Consider the following 24,206-nt stretch of genomic DNA (forward strand, 5'->3'; position numbering starts at 1 on the left):
AGGATGGAATGAAGAAGGCGCATGAAGGCGGCTCCGCTTTCGCCGCCCAGGGCGGGCGGCGCGCATGAGCTATGAATTTGACTTTGCCGACGTCTTTGCGGCGTGGCCCGAGCTGCTGCAGGGCCTGATCAATTCGCTGGTGCTCTCGGCCCTGGCGATGGCGATCGGCATGGTGGTCTCGGTCGCGGGCGCGCTCGGCAAGACCTCGGGGCCGAAATGGCTGGTCCGGATCATCGACGAATATATCGAGCTCATCCGCAACACGCCGTTCCTGATCCAGATCTTCGTGATCTATTTCGGCCTGCCGACCTTCGGCCTGAAGTTCTCCTCCAACGGGGCGGCCCTACTCGCGCTGGTCGTCAATGTCGGCGCCTACGGCATCGAGATCATCCGTGCCGGCATCGAGAGCATCCAGAAGGGGCAGGTCGAGGCGGGCAAGTCGCTCGGCATGCGCCCGCTCCAGATCTTCCGCTACATCATCCTGAAGCCGGCGATCCAGGCGATCTATCCGTCGCTGACCAGCCAGTTCATCCTGCTGATGCTGAACACCAGCGTCTGCTCGGCGATTGCGGCGAGCGAATTGACGGCCGTGGCCGGCGACATCCAGTCGCGCACCTTCCGCAGCTTCGAGGTCTATTTCGTCGCGACATGCCTGTATCTCGCGCTTTCCGTCTTCTTCTGGACGGTCTTCGCCGGGATCGAACGCGCCTTCCTGCGCAAGCCGACACGGTAGGTGACCCATGCGCACACTCGGATCAGGCGACATCATCTACATCATCATGGCGGTCCGCTGGACGCTGCTGCTTTCGCTCGTCGCTTTCCTCGGCGGGGCGATCGGCGGGGCGCTGGTCGCGCTCGCCCGAACCAGCGAATTCAAGGGGCTGCGGTTCCTGTCCGCCGGCTACATCAAGCTTTTCCAGGGCACGCCGCTGCTGATGCAGCTCTTCCTCGCCTTCTTCGTGCCGGGGCTGTTCGGCTGGTCGGTCGATCCCTGGACGGCGGCGGCGCTCGGCCTGTCGCTGCATGCCAGCGCCTTCCTCGGCGAGATCTGGCGCGGTGCGATCGAGGTGGTGCCGCGCGGACAATGGGAGGCGGCGACCTCGCTCGGCCTGCGCTACTGGCCGAAGATGGTGCTGGTCATCGCACCGCAGGCGATCCGCATTGCGATTCCGCCGACGATCGGCTTCCTGGTGCAGCTCATCAAGGGCACGTCGCTCGCCTCGATCATCGGTTTCGTCGAGCTGACGCGCGCCGCGCAGATCATCAACAACGCCACCTTCCGGCCCTTCACGATCTTCGCGCTCGTCGCATTGATCTATTACGTCATCTGCCGGCCGCTCTCGGCCTACAGCAAGAGGATGGAGCAAAAGCTCCTCGTCGCCGCGCGCTGAGCTGTTCCGCAAAAGAGCGAACCTCTTTTGCGGAACGCACATGCTCGGAACGTATCGATGCGAACACCAGCCTACCCTGAGAGGAGAACGACCCATGTCCCTGTTTAAATCGATTTGCCGGCGCGGCCTCGGCGCGCTGGTCTTCGCCGGCCTTGCCGCCGCCGCACTCAACACCGCCCCGGCCCAGGCCGCGACGCCTGACGAGATCAAGGCCCGCGGCAAGCTGATGGTCGGCGTGCTGACCGACTATCCGCCCTTCGGCGGCACCGACGCCAACCAGCAGCCGGCCGGCTACGACGCGGATGTCGCGGCGCTGATGGCCAAGGCCATGGGCGTCAAGCTCGAGCTCGTGCCGGTTACCGGTCCGAACCGCATCCCCTACCTGCTGACCAACAAGGTCGACGTGCTGATCGCCACTTTCGGCATCACCCCCGAGCGCCAGAAGCAGGTGCTGTTCTCCAACCCCTACAGCACGCTGACCATCTATGTGCTGGCGCCCAAGAGCCTGGCCATCAAGGCGCCGGAAGACCTGAAGAACGTGACGATCAGCGTCGCCCGCGCTTCGACGCAGGACATCGCGATCAGCGCCGTCGCCCCGCAGGGCACGCCGCTGAAGCGCTATGACGACGACGCCACCGCCCTTCAGGCGCTGATCTCGGGCCAGGTCCAGGCGATGGGCGCGAGCAACACCATCCTCGCCCAGCTCAACAAGGACTACCCACAGCTCAACATCGAGCCGAAGATCACGCTGAAGGAGCAGGCCAACGGCATGGCCTTCCGCAAGGCCGATACGGCGCTGGCCGAGTACGCCAACAAGTTCATCGCCGAGATCGAGGGCAATGGCGAGCTCTCGAAGATCAACCAGAAGTGGTTCGGCATGCCGCTCCCGAAGCTGCCGCCGATGCCGAAATTCAACGGCGACAAGTGGTGAGCTTTAGCGGCGCCACGGTTTCGACGCGGGCCTGAGCCCTCGTCGAAGCACGGGTCCGCATGGCGGCTTCCGTCGAAACAGATGCGCCCGGTCCTCGGCCGGGCGCATCTTCCACCATCCCATACGAAACGGTTTTCCAGATGAGCGCCATCGCCCCCGCCGGCCACGAGATCGGCGACGTGATCATCGAGATGCGCAAGGTCGACAAGTTCTACGGCGACTTCCATGTCCTGCGCGACATCGACCTCACCGTCTCGCGCGGCGAGCGCATCGTCATCTGCGGGCCCTCGGGCTCGGGCAAGTCGACGCTGATCCGTTGCCTGAACCAGCTTGAAGAGCATCAGAAGGGCGAGATCGTCATCGACGGCACGACCGTCGACGCCAAACTCAAGGGTATCGAGGACATCCGTCGCGAGATCGGCATGGTGTTCCAGAGCTTCAACCTGTTTCCGCATCTCACCGCGCTGGAGAACTGCACGCTCGCGCCGATGAAGGTGCGCGGCATTCCGCGGCCCGAGGCCGAGGCGAATGCCCGAAAGATCCTGGAGCGCGTCCATATCCCGGAGCAGGCAAACAAATATCCGGTACAGCTTTCGGGCGGCCAGCAGCAGCGCGTCGCGATCGCGCGTTCGCTCTGTATGAATCCGAAGATCATGTTGTTCGACGAGCCGACATCGGCTCTCGATCCCGAAATGGTCAGCGAAGTGCTCGACGTCATGGTCGAACTGGCCGAGAGCGGCATGACCATGCTCTGCGTCACCCATGAGATGGGTTTTGCCCGCAAGGTTGCCGACCGGGTGATCTTCATGGATGCCGGCGAGATCGTCGAGGTTGCCGCGCCGGATCAGTTCTTCACCGCGCCGCAGAACGAGCGGACGCGCAAGTTCCTCGGCCAGATCCTGCACGCGCAGACGCAGGCGCACTGAGCCGACCATGCTCGACCTGTCGCCTGCCGGCTTGCAGCGCTGGACCTATGGGACGCTGATCCCGAGCTGGATCGAACGCGCCGTCGATCACGCCGCGGGCGGCTTCACCGAAGAATTCACGGCGGACGGTCGTCCGGTCGCGGCGCCGGACCGCAGCGCGCTCACGACGGCGCGCCTCGCTTACACTTTCAGCCACGCCGCACGATTGAGCGGCGATCCAGCGTCGCTGGAGGCGGCGCGGCATGGTTTCGACCTGCTGCTGAAGGCCCAGGCCGCGAATGGCTATGTGCCGAAGCGCTTTCGTCCCGATGGCTCCGCGAGCGTTCCGCGCCGTGACCTCTACGACCTGGCCTTCGTGCTCTTCGCATCCGCGCATTATCACCGGCTGACCGGCGAAGCGGAGGCAATCCGCCTGGCCGAGGCGACGATGGACGGGATCGAAAGCAAGCTGGCCGCTCCGTTCGGCGGCTATACCGAGGACGATCTCGGCACACTGCCGCGGCGTCAGAATCCGCATATGCATCTGCTCGAAGCCTTCCACGCGCTGGCTGAAGCGACCGGCAACCAGCGCTGGTTCGATGCAGCCGACCGCATCGTCCGGCTGGCGGCCGAGCGCTTCATCGATGCGCAGGGCACACTCGGAGAATTCTTCGATACAGACTGGCAGCCCGTGGTGGGCGACCCCGGCCGATTGCGCGAGCCGGGCCATCAGTTCGAATGGGTCTGGCTGCTGCATCACCACCATCGCCTGACCGGCTGGGAGAGGGTGCGCGGGCTGGCTGACGGGCTCTATCGCTTCGGACACGCGCATGGCATCGACAGCGATCCGGGTTGCCCGGCGCTGGTGTTCGACGGCATCGACCCCGATGGGGGGCTCGTCGCACCGACAAAGCTGCTCTGGCCGCAGACGGAATTCATCAAGGCGCTGGGCGCCCGCTTCGAATTTGCGGGCGACAAGACGGCGGCGGAGCGGCTTTCGCACCATCTCGGCCTGACTTTCCAGCATTTCGTCGATACGCGGACCGGGCTCTGGCACAACCAGCTCGATCGGGCCGGTGCGCCGCTGCCGATCGCGCTGCCGTCGCGGGTGCTCTACCACCTCTTCCTGTGCCTGGCGGAAACGCTGCGGATCATGCCGCCGCAGCCAGGCGAGACAGCGGCATAGGCCGCCGCTGCAAGCGCCTTCTCAGTCCTGCTCGACCGGCTCGCCGAGCGAGAGCATCAGCCGGTTCGCCCAGTTGAAGAACGAGGCGGCGTGGATCAGGTCCGAGATCGCGAGATCGTCGAGGCCGAGATCGCGCAGCTTGCGGACATGCTCGGGACCGAAGGCGATCGGCGTTGCCGTGAGCGCGACGGAGGCCTCGATCACCGCATTCCAGAGCGAATCGATATCGGCGCCGGTGCCTTCGTCGAGCAGGCGCTGGACGTCGTCCTTGCGCTTCGAGAAGGTGCTGGCGAAGCGGGCATGCACCGAGGCGCAGTAGATGCAGCCATTGTTGCGCGAGACGGCGGCCGCGGCCAGCTCTCGCTCGGCGCGGGGCAGCCCGGCACGGGTATTGTAGAAGATGTCCTTGTCGGCCAGCGTCCGCGCCCGGAGGATGTCCGGATCATGCGCGAGGAGCCGGAAATAAGGGCTCTTGGCGCGTGCGATATCGACCAGCCCTTCCTTCTGTCGATCGGTCAGCGCGTCTTCGGGAATCGGGTCGATCCAGGCTTCCCAGCCGAGCTCGGCCTGGGTGAAGCGGTTCGGCGCCGTGGTGGCCGGACGTTCGAGTGTGGCATCGCTCATCGTCGTGCTCCATCAGGTTCAGGCGGCGAGGACGCGCAGGCCATGCGCGGCGCGGATCTGGAAGGCGAGGTAGGCGACGAGCTGCGAGAGCGTGACGATCGCCGCTGTGCTCCAGCCTGCCTCCTGCAGGGCGGCGAGGTCGGATGCGGCGGCATCGCGCGGATGCAGGACCAGCAGATGTACATGAGCGAGCGCGGCCGACAGGCGCTCGCCAAGCGCGGCGCGGCCAGCCTCGTTCACCGTGAAGACCGGCCCGGGCACATCCTCCCGAGACAGCGGCCCGGGCGGATAGGCGCCGTAAGGCCCTTGCGCAGCAGCGAGCTCGGCCTGCTGCCGGATCGTGGCCGCGAGCTTGGCGCCGTCCGGCTGCGCTTCGAGCCGGTCGAGATAATGCGCCGCGGCCGGAACGCCGCCATGCAGCAGAGCGACGAAGCTCGCGACCGCCAGCCGCTCGCTTGGCGTCACGCCGGTCTCGTCGGGAGCCCCGAACAGGGCGGCATAGCTCGCCTGCACATTGTCGCGCGTCTGCGGGCGCTCGCGTCTCAGCGTGTCGAGGGCCGAACCGGGGACGACGCCGGCGAGAAGGTCGAGAATGTCGGGGGTGTCTTGAGCGCTCATGGGACGGACCTCATGCGTTGGCCGCGAGCCTGACGGGCGGCGCGGCGGGTGTGTCCTTCCAGCCGAGGGCCGGGGCGACCTTTTCGGCGGTGAGTTCGATCGAGCGCAGCACGAGCGGCGGCGGCGGATCGACTGAATGCACCTGGAAGACCACATCGGTGACGCGGGGCAGGATGGTGTCGGCTTCGAGCGAGGCGATGACGTCCTCGGGCGCGCCGACATGGGTATCGAGCGTGCGGATCAGCCCCGCGAGGCTGCGGTCTTCGATGCGGTGGCCGCTGGCGATGAAGCGGTCGAGCACATGGTTGAGGCCACGCTCCGCCTGTTTCAGCGCCTCTTCCCGGCTGTCGGCGACGAACAGCGTGCGCGAGGCCATGATGCGCGGCGCGACGCCGGCCGGCAGATTGGCGAGATAGGCGTCGACGATCGGATGCTGGATCTCGGGCAGCGTCGCGTCCGGCTTGTCGGCGCTGCGCGGCTGGGTGCGTGAGAGCATCAGCCCGGCACCAGCCTTGCCGATGCGCTCGGCGCCGGCAGCCGAGAAGGTCGCGTGCCAGGTGCGCTGCGGCAGGGTGCCGGCCTCGGGATAGAGCCGGTTCTGCTCATGGCCCAGCGCTGCGCCGCTCCAGGCCTCATGCAGCTTGTCGAGGTTGCGTGCGAAGATCTCCGTGCGCTGCTCCTTGTCGAGGCCGAAGGCGAGGAAGGTCTCCGGTGTCGCGCCGGTGCCGAGCCCGACTTCGAGCCGGCCGCCCGAGAGCAGATCGACCACGACCGTGTCCTCGGCCGTGCGGACGGGATCTTCCATCGGCAGGATGATGATGCCGGTGCCGAGCCGAATGCGGCTGGTCCGCGCCGCGACATAGGCCAGGAAGGGCAAAGGCGAGGGCAGCCCGCCCTCGTCGCGGTGGAAGTGATGCTGGGCGACCCAGGCGCTGTCGAAGCCATGGCGCTCGGCATGGACGATCTGCTCGGTGGCGATCCGGTAGCGCTCCGCCGCCGGGGCATCGTCGAGGAGGCGGGTGAAGAAGCCGAGGCGTTTGCCGGCCATGATGCGAAACCTTTCGAAGCTCAGGCGGAAGCCGGTCGCTCGGCCGGCTGGCTGTAGGATACGGTCGGGTCGGTTCCGGCGAAGGAGAGACCGAACAGGCCCTGACCGCGCCGTTCGAGATGCTCGGCGATGGCGCCCAAGCCCGGCCGTTCGGGCGCAAGCAGGACGAGCCGCGTCGTGCCGAGATCGAGGGCGGCGGCGGCCGCATCGAGGCCAGGCAGCGCGCCGATCGCGGCGGCGGTTCTGCCGGTCAGCGCTTCCCAGCGGCGGGTGGAGGCCGCGAGATCGGCTACCGCAACGCTGATTGCGCCGAAGCCGGTTGCCCCATTGGCATGGCGCGGGGCGGCCGGAACCCGCAGCGGCCGCGGCGTGACGTCGAAGCAGAAGAAGGGCAGGTCGGTCTCAGCCGGCCGGGCCGTGCGCCAGACCAGCGTCTCGCCATCGGGGCGCTTGCGGCCGCCATCCTGCGGCGGCGCGTAGCCGAGCCCCGCCGCACCCGCCTGTATCAGCACGGCGTCAAGGTCTTCCGGCAGCAGCGCGAGGTCGATTGGCCCTGGCCCGTCCTTCTGAAGGGTGTGCCACCAGAAGAAGTCCTCCTGGGGCACCGGGAATGCGATGATCTCGATATAGGCGCCGTCGGCGAAGGAGATCAGCGCGTTGACGCTGCCGCGCGGATGCCGGCCGCCCGGCTCGACCGTGAAGCCGCGCTCGCGCCATGCGGCGATGGCTCCGTCGAGATCGTCGGTGACGATGACCGCGTGGTCGATCCTGAGATTCTGCCGAGTGATATCGCTCAAGCTCATGCCGCCTCCGCGCCGCCGAGATAGGCATCCCTGATCCGGGCATCGGACAGGAGATCGGCGGCCTTGCCTTCGAGAACGATGCGGCCCGTCTGAAGGACATAGCCGCGATGGGCGATCTGGAGCGCGAGGCTCGCATTCTGCTCGACCATGAAGATGGCGACGCCCTGGCCGTTGATGTCGCGGATCAGCGCCAGCACGCGGTCGACCCAGAGCGGCGAGAGACCCATGGTCGGCTCGTCCATAATGATGACGCGCGGCCGGCTCATCAGGGCGCGCGCCATAGCGACCATCTGCTGCTCGCCGCCCGAGAGTGTGCCGGCCTGCTGGTCGAGCCGCTGGGCGACGCGCGGAAACAGGCCGAGCACGCGGTCGAGATCGGCTGCGACCCCGGCCTTGTCGTCGCGCACGAAGGCGCCCATCAGCAGGTTCTCGCGCACGCTCATCGCGCCGAAGAGCCGCCGCGCCTCTGGCACGGTGCCGACGCCGAGCCGCACGATCTCGGGCGTCTTCAGCTTCAGCGTCGAGACGCCGTTGACCAGCACGTCGCCGGCGGCCGGCTTCACCAGCCCGAGGATGATCTTCATCGTCGTCGACTTGCCGCTGGCGTTGCCGCCGAGCAGCGAGACGATCTCGCCCTGGCCGACATGCAGCGAGAGGCCGAAATGCGCCTGCACCGGGCCGTAGAAGGTGTCGATCGCCTGTAGTTCGAGGATCGGTCGGTTTTCGCTCATCGCAGCAACGTCACGCGGAAAGGGGGAGGGGTTGCGGCACGGCCTTGGGTGTGCCGGCCGCTGCGGCGCCGACGCCGCCATGGCCGAGATAGGCCTCGATCACCGCGGGGTCGTTGCGGACGGCGAGCGGCAGGCCCTCGGCGATCTTCCTGCCGTCGTCGAGCACGATCACACGATCGGAGAGCCGCATCACCATGTCGAGCTTGTGCTCGATCAGCAGGATCGTCTGGCCGCGGCTTTTGAGCCCGGCGATGATCTCCAGCATCTCGGCGGTCTCGGTCTGGTTCATGCCGGCGGTGGGCTCGTCGAGCAGCAGCAGCTTCGGCCGCGCTGCGAGCGCCCGCGCGATCTCGACGCGGCGGCGGTTCGCATAAGACAGGCTGTAGGCCGGCTGGTCGATGCGCGGCAGCAGGCGTTCGCCGAAGATCGCCAGAATCTCGCGCACCTCGTCGCGCAGCGCCGCTTCCTCCCGCTTCACGGAGGGCGGCCGGACCAGCGCAAGCGCGAGTTCGGCGACCGGACCGATCACCGGCCAGGCGGGGCGCACGGCCTTGAGCCGGCGATGTGCGCCGACCAGCACATTGTCAGCGATGCTGAGATTGGCGAAGACGCGCCCGTGCTGGAAGGTCCTGACCAGCCCCGCATTGGCGACCGCCTCGGGCGATTTGCCGGTGATGTCGGCGCCGTCGAAACGGATCGAGCCCTCGTCAGGCTTGTCGAGCCCGCTGATCAGGTTGAAGGCGGTCGTCTTGCCGGCGCCGTTCGGACCGATGACGCTGACGAGTTCGCCCTCGGCGATAGAAAGGTCGATGCCGGCGACGGCGGTGACGCCGCCGAAGCGGCGCACCAGCCCGCGCGCTTCGAGCAGGGGGCGGCGGACGGCAGAAGCCGGCAGGGGGAAGGGAGCGGTCATGCCGGTTCTCCTCAGACGGTGCCGAGCAGGCCCTGCGGCCGGAAGCGGACGAGCAGGACGAGCGCGATGCCGTAGAACAGGATGCGGTATTCGGCGGCGACCCGGAAGATCTCGGGCAGGCCGATCAGGGCGAGCGAGCCGAGGATGGCGCCGCCGACATTGCCCATGCCGCCGAGGATCGCGATGGTCAGCGCCAGCACGGAGATCTGCGTGTTGAAGGTCTCGTGGTTGATGTAGGAATACATATGGGCGGTGAAGGCGCCGCTGATGCCGGCGAAGAAGCCGCCGAAGGCGAAGGCCAGCCCCTTGTAGCGGTTGAGCCCGATGCCGAAGGAGCGCGCCGCGACGTCGTCGTCGCGCACGGCCCTGAGCGTTCGGCCGAGATGCGAGCCGAGCAGGCGCAGTTGCAGCAGCGCCAGCGCGATCATCAGCGCGAGCGCGAACCAGTAGATCACGTTGGTGTCGTAGAGCTCGTAGCCGAAGAGCGAGAGCGGCGGAATGCCGGCGACGCCGATCGGCCCGCGCGTGACGCTCTCCCAGTTCAGGATGACCAGCGCCACGATCTCGCCGATGCCGAGCGTCGCGATCGAGACATAGTGCCCGCGCAGCCGGAAGGCCGGCGAAACCAGGAGCGTGCCGATGCCCGCCGCTGCGAAACCGCCGATCAAGAGCGTCAGCCAGACCGGCCAGCCGAGGTTGGAGGCGAGCAGCGCCGAGGTATAGCCGCCGATGGCGAGCAGCGCCGCATGGCCGAGCGAGACCTGCCCGCTGGTGCCGGCGACGAGGGTGATGCTCAAGCCCAGCAGGGCATAGAGCCAAGCATTGGTCAGGGTCTGGATCAGATAACCGTTGTCGACCAGGAAGGGCAGGGCGATGGCCACTGCCGCTGCTGCCGCGACCAGTGGAACGGGCACATTGACCGGCCTGCTCGGCGCAACGAAGGTGCCAGTCATCGGCTCGGGCGGGAGCTGGCGGCGGCTGGCGAAGAGCCCGTTCGGCCGCAGCACGAGGATCGCGATCAGCAGCACGAAGGCGAAGAGGTTGCGATAGCTCGTGCCGAGGAGCGCGACGCCGTAGCTCTCGGTGATGCCGAGCAGCAGCGAGCCGACGATGGCGCCCGGCACGTTGCCGACGCCGCCGACCACCTCCGCGACGATGCCCTTCAGCGTCGCCTCGAAGCCCATCGTCGGGGTGATGACGTTGTAATACATGCCGACCAGCACGCCGCCGACGCCGCCGAGCGCCGAGGCGATGGCGAAGACGATGCGGTTGACCTTGTCGACATCGACGCCCATCGCGCGGGCCGCATCGCGGTCGAGCGCCGTGGCGCGCACCGCCCAGCCCCATTTCGACAGCTTGAGGAAGGTGAACAGCGCGACAGCGGCGGTGATGCCGATGCTGCCGATCAAGAGGTCGAGCACGCCGATCGAGCCGCCGCCGATGGAGATGCGCCAGTTCGGGAGCTGCATCGGCACGGAGCGCGGATCGGGGCTGAACAGGATCTGCACGCTCTGGTCGAGCACGAAACTCAGCCCGATGGTGGCGAGCAGCGGCGCGATGCGCGGCGCGGTCGCCAGCGGCCGGATGCCGAACCGCTCGATCAGGACACCGAGCAGGGCCGTGATCGCCACAACGATGACAAGCGTCACCGGAAACGGCGTCTTCAGCACCGAGACGGCGACCCAGCCGACATAGGCGCCGACGACATAGACCGAGCCATGGGCGAAGTTGATGAGGCGGCTGACGCCGAAGATCAGCGCCAGCCCCACCGCCAGCAGCGCATAGATGTTGCCGATGATCAGGCCGTTGATGGTGTGGTCGAACCAGGAGGTCATGGTTGGTCAGTCTTGAATGGGCTTGTCATCCCGGGGACTTGGTCCGGGATGACGGAACCTTTGCGGGAGGCGTGTGTGGCGCTCAGTTCGTCGCCTTGCTGCCGTCCCAGAGCGTGAAGCGGCCGCCCTTCACCACGAGCTCGGCGCTGCGCGCGCCGGCGACGCGCCGGGTCTTCGGATCGAAGGTCGCCTTGCCGTAGACGACGCTCGGCACGTCCTTCACCTTGGCAAGCGTGTCGCGGACGGTCTTGCGCTCGAGATCGGGCGCCTCGCGCAGCACCTGCCCGAACAGGATCATCGTGTCGTAGGCGTAGGAGTTGAAGGCGTCGGGCTCCTTGCCGTATTTCGCCTTGAAGGCGCTGACGAAGCTTTGGACCTCCGGCCGCGGATCCTCGGGGAAGAAGCGCGAGGAGGTGAAGACGCCCTCGGCGGCCTCGCCGCCCAGTTCGACGAATTTCGGCGAGTAGATCGAGCTTGCCGCTGCAACCGGCACATTGAGCCCGATCTGGCGCGCCTGGCGGACGATCAGTGCGGCATCGGCATAATAGGACTCGAGGAAGAGCCCATCGGGGTTGGCGTCGCGGACGCGCACCAGCGTCGAGCGAAAATCCTTCTCTTCGGGGAGATAGCCTTCCGTCGCCACGATCTCGGCACCGAGCGCCTTGGCGGCGGCGGCCAGGTGGTCCTTGCTGGTGCGGCCCCAGTCGGTGTTGAGATGCAGCACCGCGATCCGCTTGAAGCCGAGCCGCTTGACCGCGAAGGCGGCGTTGAGGGGCTGTTCCTCGGCCTGGCTGACCGAGTTGCTCCAGATGAAGTCGCCCGTCTTGGTGAAATCGGGGTGCGAGTTGGTGAGGCCGAACTGGAGGAGGCCGGCGCGCTGATAGATCGGTGAGGCCGCCATCGAGGCCGGGCTGGAGAAATCGCCCAGCTCGGCGACGATGCGCTTGTCGGCGATGAACTTCTGCGCGACCGCAACCGTCTGCTTCGGATCGCTCTGGGTGTCCTCGAAGAGATACTGCAGAGGCCGACCCTTGATGCCGCCGGAACCGTTGATCTGGTCCAGTGCCAGGTCGAAACCTTGCTTCCATTGCGCGCCATATTGCGCATTCGGGCCGGTCAGCGGGCCGCTGACGCCGAGATAGATCGGCTCGCCGGCGGTCTCGGCTGCGCGGCCGAGGCCGGTCGTCGCCGCCAGGGCGAACGCGGCTGCGCCGGACTGCAGAATGAGACGACGGGTGATCATGATGTGCTCCGCGATGACGTCGAGAATGCCGTGCGCCGCTCCAGCGGCGCTGCGGAAAAATCTGCTCCCGATGCGGCATGGCGTCAACGAAACGTTCTTTCAAAAGAACGATTCCAGCAGTAGATTTGGCCTCTCAAAATGACCTTTAGAAGATTTTATTTTCGATTCAGCCGAAAATGATCTGGGGTTGAAAGCGAGAGCGACCGGTGTCTATCGATCCAAGCCGCAATCGTTCTTTAAACAGAACGATTGCGGCAACGGCTCCGCTGTTATGCGTTGCCAGTTCGAAACATCGCGCTTCCGGCAGGCTTCGGCATGCTGGTCTCGCCAGCGGGGCCGCCATAAGCTGCGCTCGCTTCGGTGCGCAGCGCGCCGGAGACACGAGCTTCGGATTGGAATGCGACATGGCCGCCAAAGTCGATTGGGATGCCGATCAATATCTGCGCTTCGAGGATGAGCGGACGCGCCCCTCGCTCGACTTGATCCAGCGCGTCAGGCTGGAGGCGCCGACTCAGTGCATCGATCTCGGTTGTGGCCCCGGCAACAGCACCGAGCTGGTCGCGGCGCGCTTTCCGAATGCCGAGGTGACGGGGCTCGATTCCTCAACCGATATGCTCGAAAAGGCGCGCAAGCGCTTGCCAAAGCTCGCCTTCGTTCTCGCGAACCTCGACGACTGGTCGGCCGACTCCCGCTATGATCTAATTTTCGCGAATGCGGTGCTGCAATGGTTGCCGGATCATGCTGCGCTGTTCGCGCGTCTCGCGGCCGCGCTGAAACCGGGCGGTGTGCTTGCCGTGCAGATGCCCAACAATCTGAGCGAGCCGTCCCATGTTGCCATGGCGGAGACTGCGGCTGAGGGGCCGTGGGCGGGACGCCTGGCCCGAGCCGCCGAGGCCAAGGCGCTGATCGGCAGCTTCTCCGATTACCGGCGCTGGCTCGCAGACGCCGGCTGCTCGGTCGATCTCTGGCAGACCACCTATGTGCATGCGCTGAACGGCCCCGACGCGATTGTCGAATGGTTCAAGAGCACCGGGCTGAAGCCCTATCTCGATCCGCTGCCGGCGGATGAGCGCGAAACTTTCCTCGCACGCTACAGGGAGCGGATCGCGCGAGCCTACCCGGCGGAGCCCGACGGCAAGGTGCTGCTGCGCTTTCCGCGGTTGTTCATCGTCGCGACGCGAGCGGCGATCTGAGGCGCGGGCCAATCCGCCTGCGCCGACTCACCAGGGCCGGCGCGGCCCCGTGTCGATGTGGATCAGCCCGTTCCAGTAGACATGGTTGCCGCCGACTTCGGGCAGCGTCCGGGCCCATTCCAGGACCATGCGCGGCCGGACGCCGGGGACGCGGAAGTCCATCGCCTCGCAGCGCTTGTGATAGGAGCCGCGCCGGGCGCGCCAGGGTGGCCGCCAGGTCGAGGTCACTTTCACCGCCCCGTATTTCTCGGCGATCTGGCCGAGAATTCCCTTCAGCCGCTCCGGCAGGCAAGCGATCGAAGTGCCTGGATCCGTGGAGATGCCGGGCCGGTCCGGCTTCTCGTTCGGGTCGAATTCCGGCTCGGCGCCGGCCTTCTGGCCGGGCGTGAGCTTCGGCCATTCCGGGCCCTCGTCTTCATCCGACTCGCCGATCGCGGGTGATGCGCCTTGGGCTGGCGGTGTCTCGGAGGCTGGCGTCTCCGGCTCGGGCGTTTCCGCCGAAGGCGCGGCAGATGGTGTTTCCTCGACCGACGCGCTCGCGGGCGTCTCCTGCGCGGAGGGGCTGCGGGGCGGCATGACGATCGGCGGCAGCTTGGGCGTGCCCTCCAGATCGAGATCGAAGGGGCGCTGAGGCGGCAAGGGCGCGCGCACGCTCTCGCCGATCTGGGCGAAAGCTTCGGTCGAGACGGTTAGCAGAGCGGCGAAGGCCAGACTCGCAGGCAGGCGGGCGGGCTTCACGCCAGCCATGCCCCGATCAGCGTTGCATCACGGCGGAACGGGATCTGGGGACGCATGAAATGCCCTTCAAAAAAGAGCCCTGTCCGCTGGCGATTCGGGCAGGGTGAACGAATTCCTCTGGGCCGATGGCGCGGAAAATGCGCGTTTTCGGCTGAATTTCGCCTCACGGCCATAAGACGAGGCCGGGGCGGCGGGATTTTGCCGCATCCTGCGCCGCATACAACCCGCCTGCGCGATTGTGCGGCGCGGCGGAGTCTTGCTTCATTCTAATCGACGGTCTAAGCGAACGGGGCGGCAAGCCTCGGTGCTGCCGCGCGAAGCGAGTTCGACGATGCAAGCTCTCCCGGTGCATTCCCTTCTGACCGACTATCTGCCGCTGGTGCTGTTCATCGGCGTCTCGGCGGTGATCGGCCTGGCGCTGCTGATCGCGCCCTTCGCCATCGCCTATTCGAAGCCGGATGCCGAAAAGCTTTCGGCCTACGAATGCGGCTTCAACGCGTTCGACGATGCCCGCATGAAGTTCGACGTCCGGTTCTATCTGGTCGCGATTCTCTTCATCATCTTCGATCTCGAGGTCGCGTTCCTGTTCCCATGGGCCGTCGCCTTCGGCAGCCTCGGCTGGTATGGTTTCTGGTCGATGATGGTCTTTCTCGGCGTGCTGACCGTGGGCTTTGTCTACGAGTGGCGCAAGGGCGCGCTGGAGTGGGACTAACTGTCCGATCGCGAGGCGGCGTTCCGCTTCCTATCTGGCAGGTTTGAAGTTCACGAGGATTAGGACATGGCAGTCACAGCGATCGATCGCGGCGATCCGCTCGTCGCGCCGGCACCGAGGGGGCTTCTCGGCCCGGACGGCAAGCCGGTCGGCACGCGTGATCCGTTCTTTGCCGAGATCAACAACGAACTCGCCGACAAGGGCTTTCTCGTCACCGCCACCGACGATCTGATCAACTGGGCCCGCACGGGCTCGCTGATGTGGATGACCTTCGGCCTGGCCTGCTGCGCCGTCGAGATGATGCAGCTCTCGATGCCGCGCTACGACGTCGAGCGTTTCGGCTTCGCGCCGCGCGCCTCACCGCGCCAGTCGGACGTGATGATCGTCGCCGGCACGCTGACCAACAAGATGGCTCCCGCGCTCCGCAAGGTCTACGACCAGATGCCGGAGCCGCGCTACGTCATCTCGATGGGCTCCTGCGCCAATGGCGGCGGCTACTATCACTACAGCTATTCGGTGGTGCGCGGCTGCGACCGTATCGTCCCGATCGACATCTACGTCCCGGGCTGCCCGCCGACGGCGGAGGCGCTGCTCTATGGCGTCCTGCTGCTGCAGAAGAAGATCCGCCGCACCGGCACGATCGAGCGCTGAGCGCCCGATCGGTCGATGCTGCAGGCGATGAAGGTGAAGCGATGAGCGAAGCGCTCGTAAAACTCGGCGAAGAGATCCAGGCAGCGCTGCCCGGCGCGGTCACCGAAGCGGTCGTCGCCTTCGAGGAGCTGACGATCCATGCCGAGGCGGCATCGATCGTGCGTGTGATGAAGACGCTCTACGCCGACCCCCGCTTCCGCTTCGTCAATTTCACCGATATCGCCGGTGCCGACTATCCCGGCCGCGAGAAGCGCTTCGACGTCGTCTACCAGCTGCTGGCGCCGCACCATAACCGACGCATCCGCGTCAAGGTTCAGACCGACGAGGCGACGCCGGTTCCCTCCATCGTCGACGTCTTCCCGGCGGCGAACTGGTTCGAGCGCGAGGCCTACGACTTCTACGGCATCCTGTTCTCCGGCCATCCCGACCTGCGCCGCATCCTCACCGACTACGGCTTCGAGGGCTATCCGCTGCGCAAGGACTTCCCGCTGACCGGCTTCGTCGAGGTTCGCTACGACGACGAACAGAAGCGGGTCGTGTACGAGTCGGTGAAACTCAACCAAGAATTCCGCAACTTCGATTTCCTCTCGCCCTGGGAAGGCACGGATTACGTGCTGCCGGGCGACGAGAAGGCGAAGGGGGCGTGATGGCGTCCGGCCACCAACCTCTGTCCGGCGGCTGCCTCTGCGGCGCGGTTCGTTTCACCGCGACGCCCGAGAAGCAGGAGATGGACGTCTGCCATTGCGGCATGTGCCGGAAATGGAGCGGCGGCGTCTTCATGGCAGTGCCGTGCTCCGGTGTGTCCGTGGCGGACGAGCAGGCGCTCGGCGTCTATCCGTCTTCCGACTGGGGGGAGCGGGTCTTCTGCAAGACCTGCGGGTCAAGCCTGTTCTGGCGCCTGCGCGAAGGCGGGGACGGCCATGTCGCGGTGGCCTTCCAAAGCTTCGACGATCAATCGTCCTTCGACTTCGTCTCGGAGATTTTCATCGATGAAAAGCCGGCGCTCTATGCGTTTGCCGGCGAGCGGCCACGGCTGACCGGGGACGAGTTCCTGGCCCGCGTCGCGGCAAAGCAGGGCGGCACGGCATGACCGAGCACAACATCCGCAACTTCTCGATCAATTTCGGTCCGCAGCACCCGGCCGCGCACGGCGTTCTTCGCCTCGTGCTGGAGCTGGACGGCGAGGTGGTCGAGCGCGTCGATCCGCATATCGGCCTGCTGCATCGCGGCACCGAGAAGCTGATCGAGGCCAAGACCTATCTCCAGGCCGTGCCCTATTTCGACCGGCTCGACTATGTCGCGCCGATGAATCAGGAGCATGCCTTCGCGCTGGCGGTCGAGCGCCTCGCCGGCGTGACCGTGCCGCGCCGCGGCCAGCTCATCCGTGTGCTCTATTCCGAGATCGGCCGCATCCTCTCGCATCTCCTGAACGTCACCACGCAGGCGATGGACGTCGGCGCGCTGACGCCTCCGCTCTGGGGCTTCGAGGAGCGCGAGAAGCTGATGATCTTCTACGAGCGGGCCTGCGGGGCGCGCATGCACGCGGCCTATGTCCGCCCCGGCGGCGTGCACCAGGACATCCCCGTCTCGCTGATCCACGACATCGCCGAGTGGTGCGACCCGTTCCTCAAGGTCTGCGACGACCTCGAAGGATTGCTCACCGACAACCGCATCTTCAAGCAGCGCAACGTCGATATCGGCGTGGTCGATCTCGAGACCTGCTGGAAATGGGGCTTCTCGGGCGTGATGGTGCGCGGCTCCGGCGCGCCGTGGGACCTGCGCAAGTCGCAGCCCTACGAATGCTACGAGGAAATGGAGTTCGACATCCCCGTCGGTAAGAACGGCGACTGCTACGACCGCTACTGCATCCGCATGGAGGAGATGCGCCAGTCGGTCCGCATCATGAAGCAGTGCTGCGAGAAGCTGCTGGCGCCCGATGGCGGCGGCCCGGTCTCCTCGCTCGACGGCAAGATGGTGCCGCCCAAGCGCGGTGAGATGAAGCGCTCGATGGAAGCGCTGATCCACCATTTCAAGCTCTACACCGAGGGCTACAAGGTGCCGGCCGGCGAGGTCTATGCCGCCGTCGAGGCGCCGAAGGGCGAGTTCGGCGTCTATCTGGTCTCCGACGGCACCAACAAGCCCTATCGCTGCAAGATCAAGGCCCCGGGCTTCGCCCATCTCCAGGCCATGGATTTCATGTGCCGCAAGCACATGCTCGCCGACGTCTCCGCGATCCTCGGCTCCCTCGACATCGTCTTCGGGGAGGTCGATCGTTGATGGCTCGCGCCTCGTCTCTTCCGCGCCGATCCACGCTGCTGGCCTTGTCGGCCATGATGGTGAGTGGCCTTTTGGGCGCCGAGACGGTGGCGCAACAGCTGCCGAACGATTGGCGTCAGCGCATGCAGCAGGCCGCCCGGGATCAGATGGCAAGTCGACGTGACCATCGCGAGCTGGAGGCCAACGGCTTTCGCTATGTCGGTACCGACGGCGGCGCGCCTTACGTCTATTATGTCTATCGCCACGCTGATGGGCGCGAATATCACTGCGCCCAGAAGGCATGGAGCACCGGGGCCTGCTTCCCGAACCGCCGCCGCGACCCGAACGTCCTGCCTCGGCATGTGCGGATCGCCGATCTCAAGCGCGCCGGTTATCGCTACGCAGGCATGCATCATGCTGATGGCAGGCCGTGGCTGATCTACGATAAGGGCTGTGGCCAGCCGGCCTATCTTTGCCCGAATGAAGGTTTCTCCGGCTGCCGCGTGACCCGCGCGGTCGGGCAATGCTGAAACGAGATTGAAGATGTCTGTCCGCCGTCTCGCACCTGATCCCATCCAGCCCGCCTCCTTCGCCTTCACCGCGGCGAACGAGAACTGGATCGACCAGCAGATTGCCAAGTATCCGGAAGGCCGCCAGGCCTCGGCCGTCATCCCGCTGCTGTGGAGGGCGCAGGAGCAGGAAGGCTGGGTCTCGCGCGCCGTCATCGAGACCGTTGCCAAGCGTCTCGGCATGGCGCCGATGCGGGTGCTCGAGGTCGCGACCTTCTACACCATGTTCAACCTGCAGCCGGTGGGCGAGTATTTCGTCCAGCTCTGCGGCACGACGCCTTGCGCCCTGCGCGGCGCCGAGGCGCTGAAGAAGGTCTGCGAGGAGGTCATCGGCCCGCAATCGACCGTCACGGCCGATGGCAAGCTCTCCTGGCTCGAGGTCGAGTGCCTTGGCGCCTGCTGCAACGCCCCGATGGCGCAGATCAATGTCGACTACTACGAGGACCTGAACCCGGATTCCTTCCGCAAGCTCCTCGATGACCTGCGTCACGGTCGGCCGACCAAGCCCGGTCCGCAGGACGGCCGCATCGGCTCCGCTCCGGCGGGTGGGCCCGACACGCTGAAGGACCCTGCGCTGTACAACGGCTCCATGATCGGCGCCGGCGACTGGCAGAAGCGCATTCTTGAGCAGCGCAAGGCGGCTGCGGAAGCTGCCGCCGCCAAGGCTGCTGCCGAGGCGGAAGCCAAGAAGGCTGCCGAAGCCGAGGCGAAGAAGGCCGAGGCCACCCCGGCCGCCGTCGCCGCCAAGCCTGCGACCGAGACGGCTGCTGCGGGCCGTCCGAAGCCCTCCGCGCCCGCCCAACCCTCCAGCGCGGCCAACGATACGCCGGCTGCCAAGGGCAAGGTGGACAAGAAGGATGTCGTCGAGGCCGCAAAGCCCGCCGTCGACGAGAGCAAGCCCGAACTGCTGACCACCGCACGCGGCGGCAAGGGCGACGATCTCGAGCTGATCTGGGGCGTCGGGCCGAAGCTCGCCAAGATGCTCAACGAGATGGGGGTCTGGCACTACGACCAGATCGCCAAATGGACGCCGGCGGAGCTCGCCTGGGTCGATGCGCGCCTGACCGGCTTCAAGGGCAGGGCGCTGCGCGACGACTGGATTGCTCAGTCGAAGAAGCTCGCCACGGGCTGGCGCCCGGAGTCGAAGCTTGGCGACAAGCCGGCAGAGTGAGGCACTAGGACATGCTCGCAGATCGCGATCGCATCTTCACCAATCTCTACGGCCTGCATGACCGTACCCTGAAGGGTGCGATCCAGCGCGGCGCCTGGGACGGCACCAAGTTCCTGCTGGAGCAGGGCCGGGACTGGATCATCGACGAGATGAAGAAGTCCGGCCTGCGCGGCCGCGGCGGTGCCGGTTTCCCGACCGGGCTGAAATGGTCGTTCATGCCCAAGCAGAGCGATGGGCGCCCGCACTATCTCGTCGTCAATGCCGACGAGTCGGAGCCGGGCACCTGCAAGGATCGCGAAATCATGCGCAACGACCCGCATACGCTGGTCGAGGGCTGCCTGATCGCCTCCTTCGCCATGGGCGCGCATGCGGCCTATATCTACATTCGCGGCGAATATGTCCGCGAACGCGAGGCGCTGCAGCGCGCCGTCGACGAGGCCTATGAGGCCAAGCTCATCGGCAAGGACAATGTCCACGGCTATCCCTTTGATCTCTATGTGGCTCACGGCGCCGGCGCCTATATCTGCGGCGAGGAGACGGCGCTGCTGGAGAGCCTCGAGGGCAAGAAGGGCATGCCGCGGCTGAAGCCGCCTTTCCCGGCCAATATGGGTCTTTATGGCTGCCCGACGACGGTGAACAACGTCGAGTCGATCGCGGTCGCCCCCACCATCCTGCGCCGTGGCGCAGCCTGGTTCTCCTCGATCGGCAATCCGAACAATGTCGGCACCAAGCTGTTCTGCGTCTCTGGCCATGTGAACAAGCCCTGCAACGTCGAAGAGGCGATGGGCATTCCGTTCCGCGAGCTGATCGAAAAGCATTGCGGCGGCATCCGCGGCGGCTGGGACAATCTCAAGGCGGTCATCCCCGGCGGGTCGTCGGTGCGCATGGTCCCGGCCGAGCAGATCATCGACACGCCGATGGATTTCGATTCGCTCTCGAAGCTGCGCTCGGGCCTCGGCACGGCGGCGGTGATCGTGATGGACAAGTCGACAGACATCGTCCGCGCGATCGCCCGCATCAGCCATTTCTACAAGCATGAGAGCTGCGGCCAGTGCACGCCCTGCCGCGAGGGCACGGGCTGGATGTGGCGCGTCATGGAGCGCATGGCCGAGGGCCGCGCCCAGAAGCGCGAGATCGACATGCTGCTCGACGTCACCAAGCAGATCGAGGGTCACACGATCTGCGCGCTCGGCGACGCCGCGGCCTGGCCGATCCAGGGCCTGATCGCGCATTTCCGTCACGAGATCGAGCAGCGCATCGACGACTATGCCGCCAACCCGCACAGCGAGCCTGTGCGCCTGATGGCGGCGGAGTGAGACCATGACCAAAATCGTCATCGATGGCATCGAGGTCGACGTTCCGGCCGACTACACCGTGCTCCAGGCCTGCGAGGCCGCCGGGGCCGAGATCCCGCGCTTCTGCTTCCATGAGCGGCTCTCGATCGCCGGCAACTGCCGCATGTGCCTCGTCGAGGTGAAAGGCGGCCCGCCGAAGCCGCAGGCTTCCTGCGCCATCGGCGTACGCGACCTGCGCCCCGGCCCGAATGGCGAGCCGCCTGTCGTCTCGACCAAGTCGCCGATGGTCAAGAAGGCGCGCGAAGGGGTGATGGAGTTCCTGCTCATCAACCATCCGCTGGACTGCCCAATCTGCGACCAGGGCGGCGAGTGCGACCTGCAGGACCAGGCGATGGCCTTCGGTACGGATTCCTCGCGCTTCGCCGAGAACAAGCGCGCCGTCGAGGACAAGTATATCGGCCCGCTGGTCAAGACGACGATGACGCGCTGCATCCAGTGCACGCGCTGCGTCCGCTTCACCACCGAGGTCGCCGGCGCCTCCGACCTCGGCGCGATCGGCCGCGGCGAGGACATGGAGATCACCACCTATCTCGAACGGGCGATGACCTCGGAGCTGCAGAGCAACGTCGTCGATCTCTGCCCGGTCGGCGCGCTGACCTCGAAGCCTTATCAGAACCGGGCCCGTCCCTGGGAGCTGACCAAGACCGAGAGCATCGACGTGATGGATGCCGTCGGCTCGGCGATCCGCGTCGACTCGCGCGGCAAGGAGGTCATGCGCGTCCTGCCCCGCCTCAACGAGGCGGTGAACGAGGAGTGGATCTCCGACAAGACCCGCCACATCGTCGACGGTCTCAAGACGCAGCGCCTCGACCGACCCTATATCCGCGAGCATGGTCGCCTGCGTCCCGCGAGCTGGACCGAGGCCTTCGCTGCCATCGCGGCCAAGGTTAAGGCGACCAAACCGGAGAAGATCGGCGCCATCGCCGGCGATCTCGCGGCGGTCGAGGAGATGTTCGCGCTCAAGAGCCTGGCCGCCTCGCTCGGCTCCACCAATCTCGACGCGCGCCAGGATGGCACGAAGCTGCATCCGAAGTTCGGCCGCGCTTCTTACGTCCTCAACGCCGGCATCGCCGGCATCGAGGATGCGACCTCGCTGCTGATCATCGGCTCCAATCCGCGCCGCGAGGCTGCGATCCTGAACGCCCGCATCCGCAAGCGCTGGCTGCGCGGTGACTTCAAGGTCAGCGTCATCGGCGAGAAGGCCGACCTGACCTACACCTATGATTATCTCGGGGCCGGACCGGAGACACTGGCCGATGTCGTCAAGTCGGCGCAGGCCGCTGGCGGCAAGCCGATGGTGCTGGTCGGGCAGGGAGCTCTCTCCCGCGCCGATGGCGAAGCCGTGCTCTCGCTCGCTGCCAAGGCGGCCCAGGCGCTCGGCGCCGTGACCGAAGACTGGAACGGTTTCGGCGTGATCCATACCGCCGCCGCCCGCGTCGGCGCGCTCGATCTCGGCTTCGTGCCGGGTGAGGGCGGCCTCGATGTGGCGGGCATGCTCCAGCCGGGCGCGCTCGACCTCGTCTTCCTGCTCGGTGCCGATGAGATCGAAGTGCCCGAAGGTGCTTTCGTCGTCTATCAGGGCACGCATGGCGATCGCGGCGCCCATCGCGCCGACGTGATCCTGCCGGGCGCGGCCTATACCGAGAAGTCGGGCACCTATGTGAACACGGAAGGCCGCGTGCAGATGGCCGATCGTGCCGCCTTCCCGCCGGGCGATGCCCGCGAGGACTGGGCGATCCTGCGCGCGCTTTCGGGCCATCTCGGCAAGACGCTGCCCTTCGACTCGCTGGCGGGTCTGCGCAAGGCGCTCTACGAGGCCTATCCGCAGTTCGCCGCCATCGGCGGACTGCCGACGAACGACGCGGCCGCCATTGGCAGCCTCGCCGGCCTCGGGGGCAAGACCGACAAGGCGGGCTTCGTTTCGCCCGTCGGCGATTTCTATCAGACCAACCCGATCGCGCGGGCCTCCGCCGTGATGGCGGAATGCTCGGCGCTGGCCTCGGGCCGGCACCAGCAGGCGGCGGAGTAATCGGCCATGAACTGGGACCTCGTCCTCGATATCGCGATCATCCTCGGCAAAAGCCTGCTGCTGCTGGTCTGCCTGCTGGTCTTCATCGCCTATATCCTGCTGGCCGACCGCAAGGTCTGGGCAGCTGTGCAGCTGCGCCGCGGTCCGAACGTCGTCGGCCCCTGGGGTTTGTTCCAGAGCTTCGCGGACCTGATCAAGTTCGCCCTCAAGGAGCCGATCATTCCGGCCGGCGCCAACAAGGGCATCTTCCTGTTGGCGCCGTTCATCTCCTGCCTGCTGGCGCTCGGCGCCTGGGCGGTGATCCCCGTGGCGGAGGGCTGGGCGATCGCCGACATCAATGTCGGCATCCTCTACGTGCTCGCGATCTCCTCGCTCGGCGTCTACGGCATCATCATGGCCGGCTGGGCCTCGAACTCGAAGTATCCGTTCATGAGCGCCCTACGCTCGGCGGCGCAGATGGTGTCCTACGAAGTCTCGATCGGCTTCGTCATCATCACGGTGCTGCTCTGCGTCGGCTCGCTGAACCTCTCGGCTGTGGTCGAGGCACAGCAGAATCGCGGGTTGGCGCATGCGCTCGGCGTGCCGTGGCTCTCGATCCTGAACTGGTATTTCATTCCGCTCTTCCCGATGTTCGTCGTCTTCTTCGTCTCGGCGCTGGCCGAGACGAACCGGCCGCCCTTCGACCTAGCCGAGGCGGAATCGGAGCTCGTGGCGGGCTTCATGGTCGAATATTCCTCGACGCCGTACCTGCTGTTCATGCTCGGCGAATACGTGGCGATCATGACCATGTGCTCGCTGACGACGATCCTGTTCCTCGGCGGCTGGGCGCCCCCGATTGCGCTTGCGCCCTTCACCTGGCTGCCCGGCGTGTTCTGGTTCGCGCTCAAGGTCTGCCTGGTGTTCTTCATGTTCGCGCTGGTGAAGGCCTTCGTGCCGCGCTACCGCTACGACCAGCTGATGCGCCTGGGCTGGAAGGTCTTCCTGCCGCTGTCGATCGCGAGCGTCGTCATCGTGGCGTTGGTTCTGCAGGTGATGGGCTGGGGGCCGGCCGCGGGATGATCTGGGCTGGCCCGGTCGGCGCGTTGATTGGCTTCGCGCTGGGCCTGCTGGAATACCGGCTGATGTCGGCGGTGGTGATCGGGGCGCTCAGGCGCACGGATCGCTCCGCGACCGAGGCCGAGAAAAAGGATTACGAACGCCGCATCCGAATCCTGCGGGCGGCGTTGATAGTGATGACGGTCGGCGTCATGCCGATCCTGGGTTTCGTGATCGGCCGGACGCTGTCCGGCTGAGGATGGAAGGAC

The 24,206-nt window shown here is 66.4% G+C and carries 26 protein-coding genes; 17 read left to right on the forward strand and 9 right to left on the reverse strand.

What is annotated here, in order from left to right; translation table 11 throughout:
• Nucleotides 1–64 precede the first annotated feature (64 nt).
• From CE453_RS14300 to CE453_RS14320, 5 genes are all read left to right on the forward strand, one after another.
• Complete coding sequence (locus CE453_RS14300; RefSeq protein WP_089175198.1) at nucleotides 65–733, forward strand: amino acid ABC transporter permease; 669 nt, start codon at nucleotides 65–67, stop codon at nucleotides 731–733.
• Nucleotides 734–740: 7 nt separating this feature from the next.
• Nucleotides 741–1,391 carry an amino acid ABC transporter permease gene (locus tag CE453_RS14305; RefSeq protein ID WP_089175199.1) on the forward strand — a complete coding sequence of 217 codons (651 nt, stop codon included), beginning with the start codon at nucleotides 741–743 and terminating at the stop codon, nucleotides 1,389–1,391.
• A gap of 94 nt (nucleotides 1,392–1,485) precedes the next feature.
• Entirely contained in the window at nucleotides 1,486–2,322 is an 837-nt protein-coding gene (locus CE453_RS14310; protein ID WP_089175200.1) for a transporter substrate-binding domain-containing protein, read from the forward strand.
• Between the two features lie 140 nt (nucleotides 2,323–2,462).
• Nucleotides 2,463–3,248 (forward strand): amino acid ABC transporter ATP-binding protein, encoded by a 786-nt coding sequence (locus CE453_RS14315; RefSeq protein ID WP_089175201.1) that lies wholly within the window; start codon nucleotides 2,463–2,465, stop codon nucleotides 3,246–3,248.
• A 7-nt stretch (nucleotides 3,249–3,255) separates the two neighbouring features.
• Entirely contained in the window at nucleotides 3,256–4,413 is a 1,158-nt protein-coding gene (locus CE453_RS14320) for an AGE family epimerase/isomerase (RefSeq protein WP_157733039.1), read from the forward strand.
• 21 nt (nucleotides 4,414–4,434) lie between these two features.
• Here the strand turns inward: CE453_RS14320 and CE453_RS14325 are convergent, their stop codons facing one another.
• The 8 genes from CE453_RS14325 to CE453_RS14360 all read right to left on the reverse strand — a co-directional run bounded on the left by CE453_RS14325 (nucleotide 4,435) and on the right by CE453_RS14360 (nucleotide 12,228).
• On the reverse strand, nucleotides 4,435–5,037 hold the full coding sequence (locus CE453_RS14325; protein ID WP_089175203.1) for an alkylhydroperoxidase domain protein: 603 nt from the start codon (nucleotides 5,035–5,037) through the stop codon (nucleotides 4,435–4,437).
• An 18-nt stretch (nucleotides 5,038–5,055) separates the two neighbouring features.
• The gene (locus tag CE453_RS14330; protein WP_089175204.1) at nucleotides 5,056–5,655 is read right to left on the reverse strand and encodes a CMD domain protein; all 600 of its coding nucleotides are present in this window, start codon (nucleotides 5,653–5,655) and stop codon (nucleotides 5,056–5,058) included.
• Between the two features lie 10 nt (nucleotides 5,656–5,665).
• Complete coding sequence (locus CE453_RS14335; RefSeq protein WP_089175205.1) at nucleotides 5,666–6,703, reverse strand: putative FMN-dependent luciferase-like monooxygenase; 1,038 nt, start codon at nucleotides 6,701–6,703, stop codon at nucleotides 5,666–5,668.
• Between the two features lie 20 nt (nucleotides 6,704–6,723).
• Nucleotides 6,724–7,506, reverse strand: a complete 783-nt coding sequence (locus CE453_RS14340) for a VOC family protein (RefSeq protein WP_089175206.1) — start codon at nucleotides 7,504–7,506, stop codon at nucleotides 6,724–6,726.
• Nucleotides 7,503–8,237, reverse strand: coding sequence for an ABC transporter ATP-binding protein (locus tag CE453_RS14345; RefSeq protein ID WP_089175207.1), 735 nt, complete (start codon nucleotides 8,235–8,237; stop codon nucleotides 7,503–7,505). The genes CE453_RS14340 and CE453_RS14345 overlap by 4 nt, the downstream gene beginning before the upstream one ends.
• Nucleotides 8,238–8,247: 10 nt before the next feature.
• A complete protein-coding gene (locus tag CE453_RS14350; RefSeq protein ID WP_089175208.1) occupies nucleotides 8,248–9,150 on the reverse strand; it encodes an ABC transporter ATP-binding protein in 903 nt (300 codons plus the stop codon).
• Nucleotides 9,151–9,161: 11 nt separating this feature from the next.
• Entirely contained in the window at nucleotides 9,162–10,985 is a 1,824-nt protein-coding gene (locus CE453_RS14355) for an ABC transporter permease (protein ID WP_089175209.1), read from the reverse strand.
• Between the two features lie 82 nt (nucleotides 10,986–11,067).
• Nucleotides 11,068–12,228, reverse strand: coding sequence for an ABC transporter substrate-binding protein (locus CE453_RS14360; RefSeq protein ID WP_089177898.1), 1,161 nt, complete (start codon nucleotides 12,226–12,228; stop codon nucleotides 11,068–11,070).
• Between the two features lie 404 nt (nucleotides 12,229–12,632).
• Between CE453_RS14360 and tam the strand changes: the two genes are divergently transcribed.
• Nucleotides 12,633–13,421, forward strand: a complete 789-nt coding sequence (gene tam / locus CE453_RS14365) for a trans-aconitate 2-methyltransferase (RefSeq protein ID WP_089175210.1) — start codon at nucleotides 12,633–12,635, stop codon at nucleotides 13,419–13,421.
• A 27-nt stretch (nucleotides 13,422–13,448) separates the two neighbouring features.
• Here tam and CE453_RS14370 read toward each other — a convergent pair whose 3' ends face one another.
• Nucleotides 13,449–14,168 carry a YcbK family protein gene (locus CE453_RS14370; protein ID WP_089175211.1) on the reverse strand — a complete coding sequence of 240 codons (720 nt, stop codon included), beginning with the start codon at nucleotides 14,166–14,168 and terminating at the stop codon, nucleotides 13,449–13,451.
• A gap of 322 nt (nucleotides 14,169–14,490) precedes the next feature.
• Here CE453_RS14370 and CE453_RS14375 point away from each other — a divergent pair, with 322 nt between their 5' ends.
• From CE453_RS14375 to CE453_RS14425, 11 genes are all read left to right on the forward strand, one after another.
• Nucleotides 14,491–14,871: an NADH-quinone oxidoreductase subunit A gene (locus CE453_RS14375; RefSeq protein ID WP_472840990.1), complete on the forward strand. Its 381-nt coding sequence runs from the start codon at nucleotides 14,491–14,493 to the stop codon at nucleotides 14,869–14,871.
• Nucleotides 14,872–14,937: 66 nt separating this feature from the next.
• Nucleotides 14,938–15,522, forward strand: a complete 585-nt coding sequence (locus CE453_RS14380; RefSeq protein WP_089175212.1) for a NuoB/complex I 20 kDa subunit family protein — start codon at nucleotides 14,938–14,940, stop codon at nucleotides 15,520–15,522.
• 41 nt (nucleotides 15,523–15,563) lie between these two features.
• Nucleotides 15,564–16,169, forward strand: a complete 606-nt coding sequence (locus CE453_RS14385; RefSeq protein ID WP_089175213.1) for an NADH-quinone oxidoreductase subunit C — start codon at nucleotides 15,564–15,566, stop codon at nucleotides 16,167–16,169.
• Nucleotides 16,169–16,612 carry a GFA family protein gene (locus tag CE453_RS14390; RefSeq protein ID WP_089175214.1) on the forward strand — a complete coding sequence of 148 codons (444 nt, stop codon included), beginning with the start codon at nucleotides 16,169–16,171 and terminating at the stop codon, nucleotides 16,610–16,612. Before CE453_RS14385 ends, CE453_RS14390 begins: the two co-directional genes overlap by 1 nt.
• Complete coding sequence (locus CE453_RS14395) at nucleotides 16,609–17,799, forward strand: NADH-quinone oxidoreductase subunit D (RefSeq protein WP_089175215.1); 1,191 nt, start codon at nucleotides 16,609–16,611, stop codon at nucleotides 17,797–17,799. The genes CE453_RS14390 and CE453_RS14395 overlap by 4 nt, the downstream gene beginning before the upstream one ends.
• 44 nt (nucleotides 17,800–17,843) lie before the next feature.
• Nucleotides 17,844–18,308 (forward strand): hypothetical protein, encoded by a 465-nt coding sequence (locus tag CE453_RS14400; protein WP_157733040.1) that lies wholly within the window; start codon nucleotides 17,844–17,846, stop codon nucleotides 18,306–18,308.
• A gap of 13 nt (nucleotides 18,309–18,321) precedes the next feature.
• Nucleotides 18,322–19,518 carry an NADH-quinone oxidoreductase subunit NuoE gene (gene nuoE / locus CE453_RS14405; RefSeq protein WP_089175217.1) on the forward strand — a complete coding sequence of 399 codons (1,197 nt, stop codon included), beginning with the start codon at nucleotides 18,322–18,324 and terminating at the stop codon, nucleotides 19,516–19,518.
• A gap of 11 nt (nucleotides 19,519–19,529) precedes the next feature.
• Nucleotides 19,530–20,834 carry an NADH-quinone oxidoreductase subunit NuoF gene (gene nuoF / locus CE453_RS14410; RefSeq protein WP_089175218.1) on the forward strand — a complete coding sequence of 435 codons (1,305 nt, stop codon included), beginning with the start codon at nucleotides 19,530–19,532 and terminating at the stop codon, nucleotides 20,832–20,834.
• A gap of 4 nt (nucleotides 20,835–20,838) precedes the next feature.
• Nucleotides 20,839–22,902, forward strand: coding sequence for an NADH-quinone oxidoreductase subunit NuoG (nuoG, locus tag CE453_RS14415; RefSeq protein WP_089175219.1), 2,064 nt, complete (start codon nucleotides 20,839–20,841; stop codon nucleotides 22,900–22,902).
• 6 nt (nucleotides 22,903–22,908) lie between these two features.
• Nucleotides 22,909–23,961 carry an NADH-quinone oxidoreductase subunit NuoH gene (gene nuoH, locus CE453_RS14420; RefSeq protein ID WP_089175220.1) on the forward strand — a complete coding sequence of 351 codons (1,053 nt, stop codon included), beginning with the start codon at nucleotides 22,909–22,911 and terminating at the stop codon, nucleotides 23,959–23,961.
• Entirely contained in the window at nucleotides 23,958–24,194 is a 237-nt protein-coding gene (locus tag CE453_RS14425) for a hypothetical protein (protein ID WP_089175221.1), read from the forward strand. The genes nuoH and CE453_RS14425 overlap by 4 nt, the downstream gene beginning before the upstream one ends.
• Nucleotides 24,195–24,206 lie beyond the last annotated feature (12 nt).

Origin of the sequence: Bosea sp. AS-1 (genome assembly GCF_002220095.1) — a bacterium.
GTDB lineage: Bacteria > Pseudomonadota > Alphaproteobacteria > Rhizobiales > Beijerinckiaceae > Allobosea.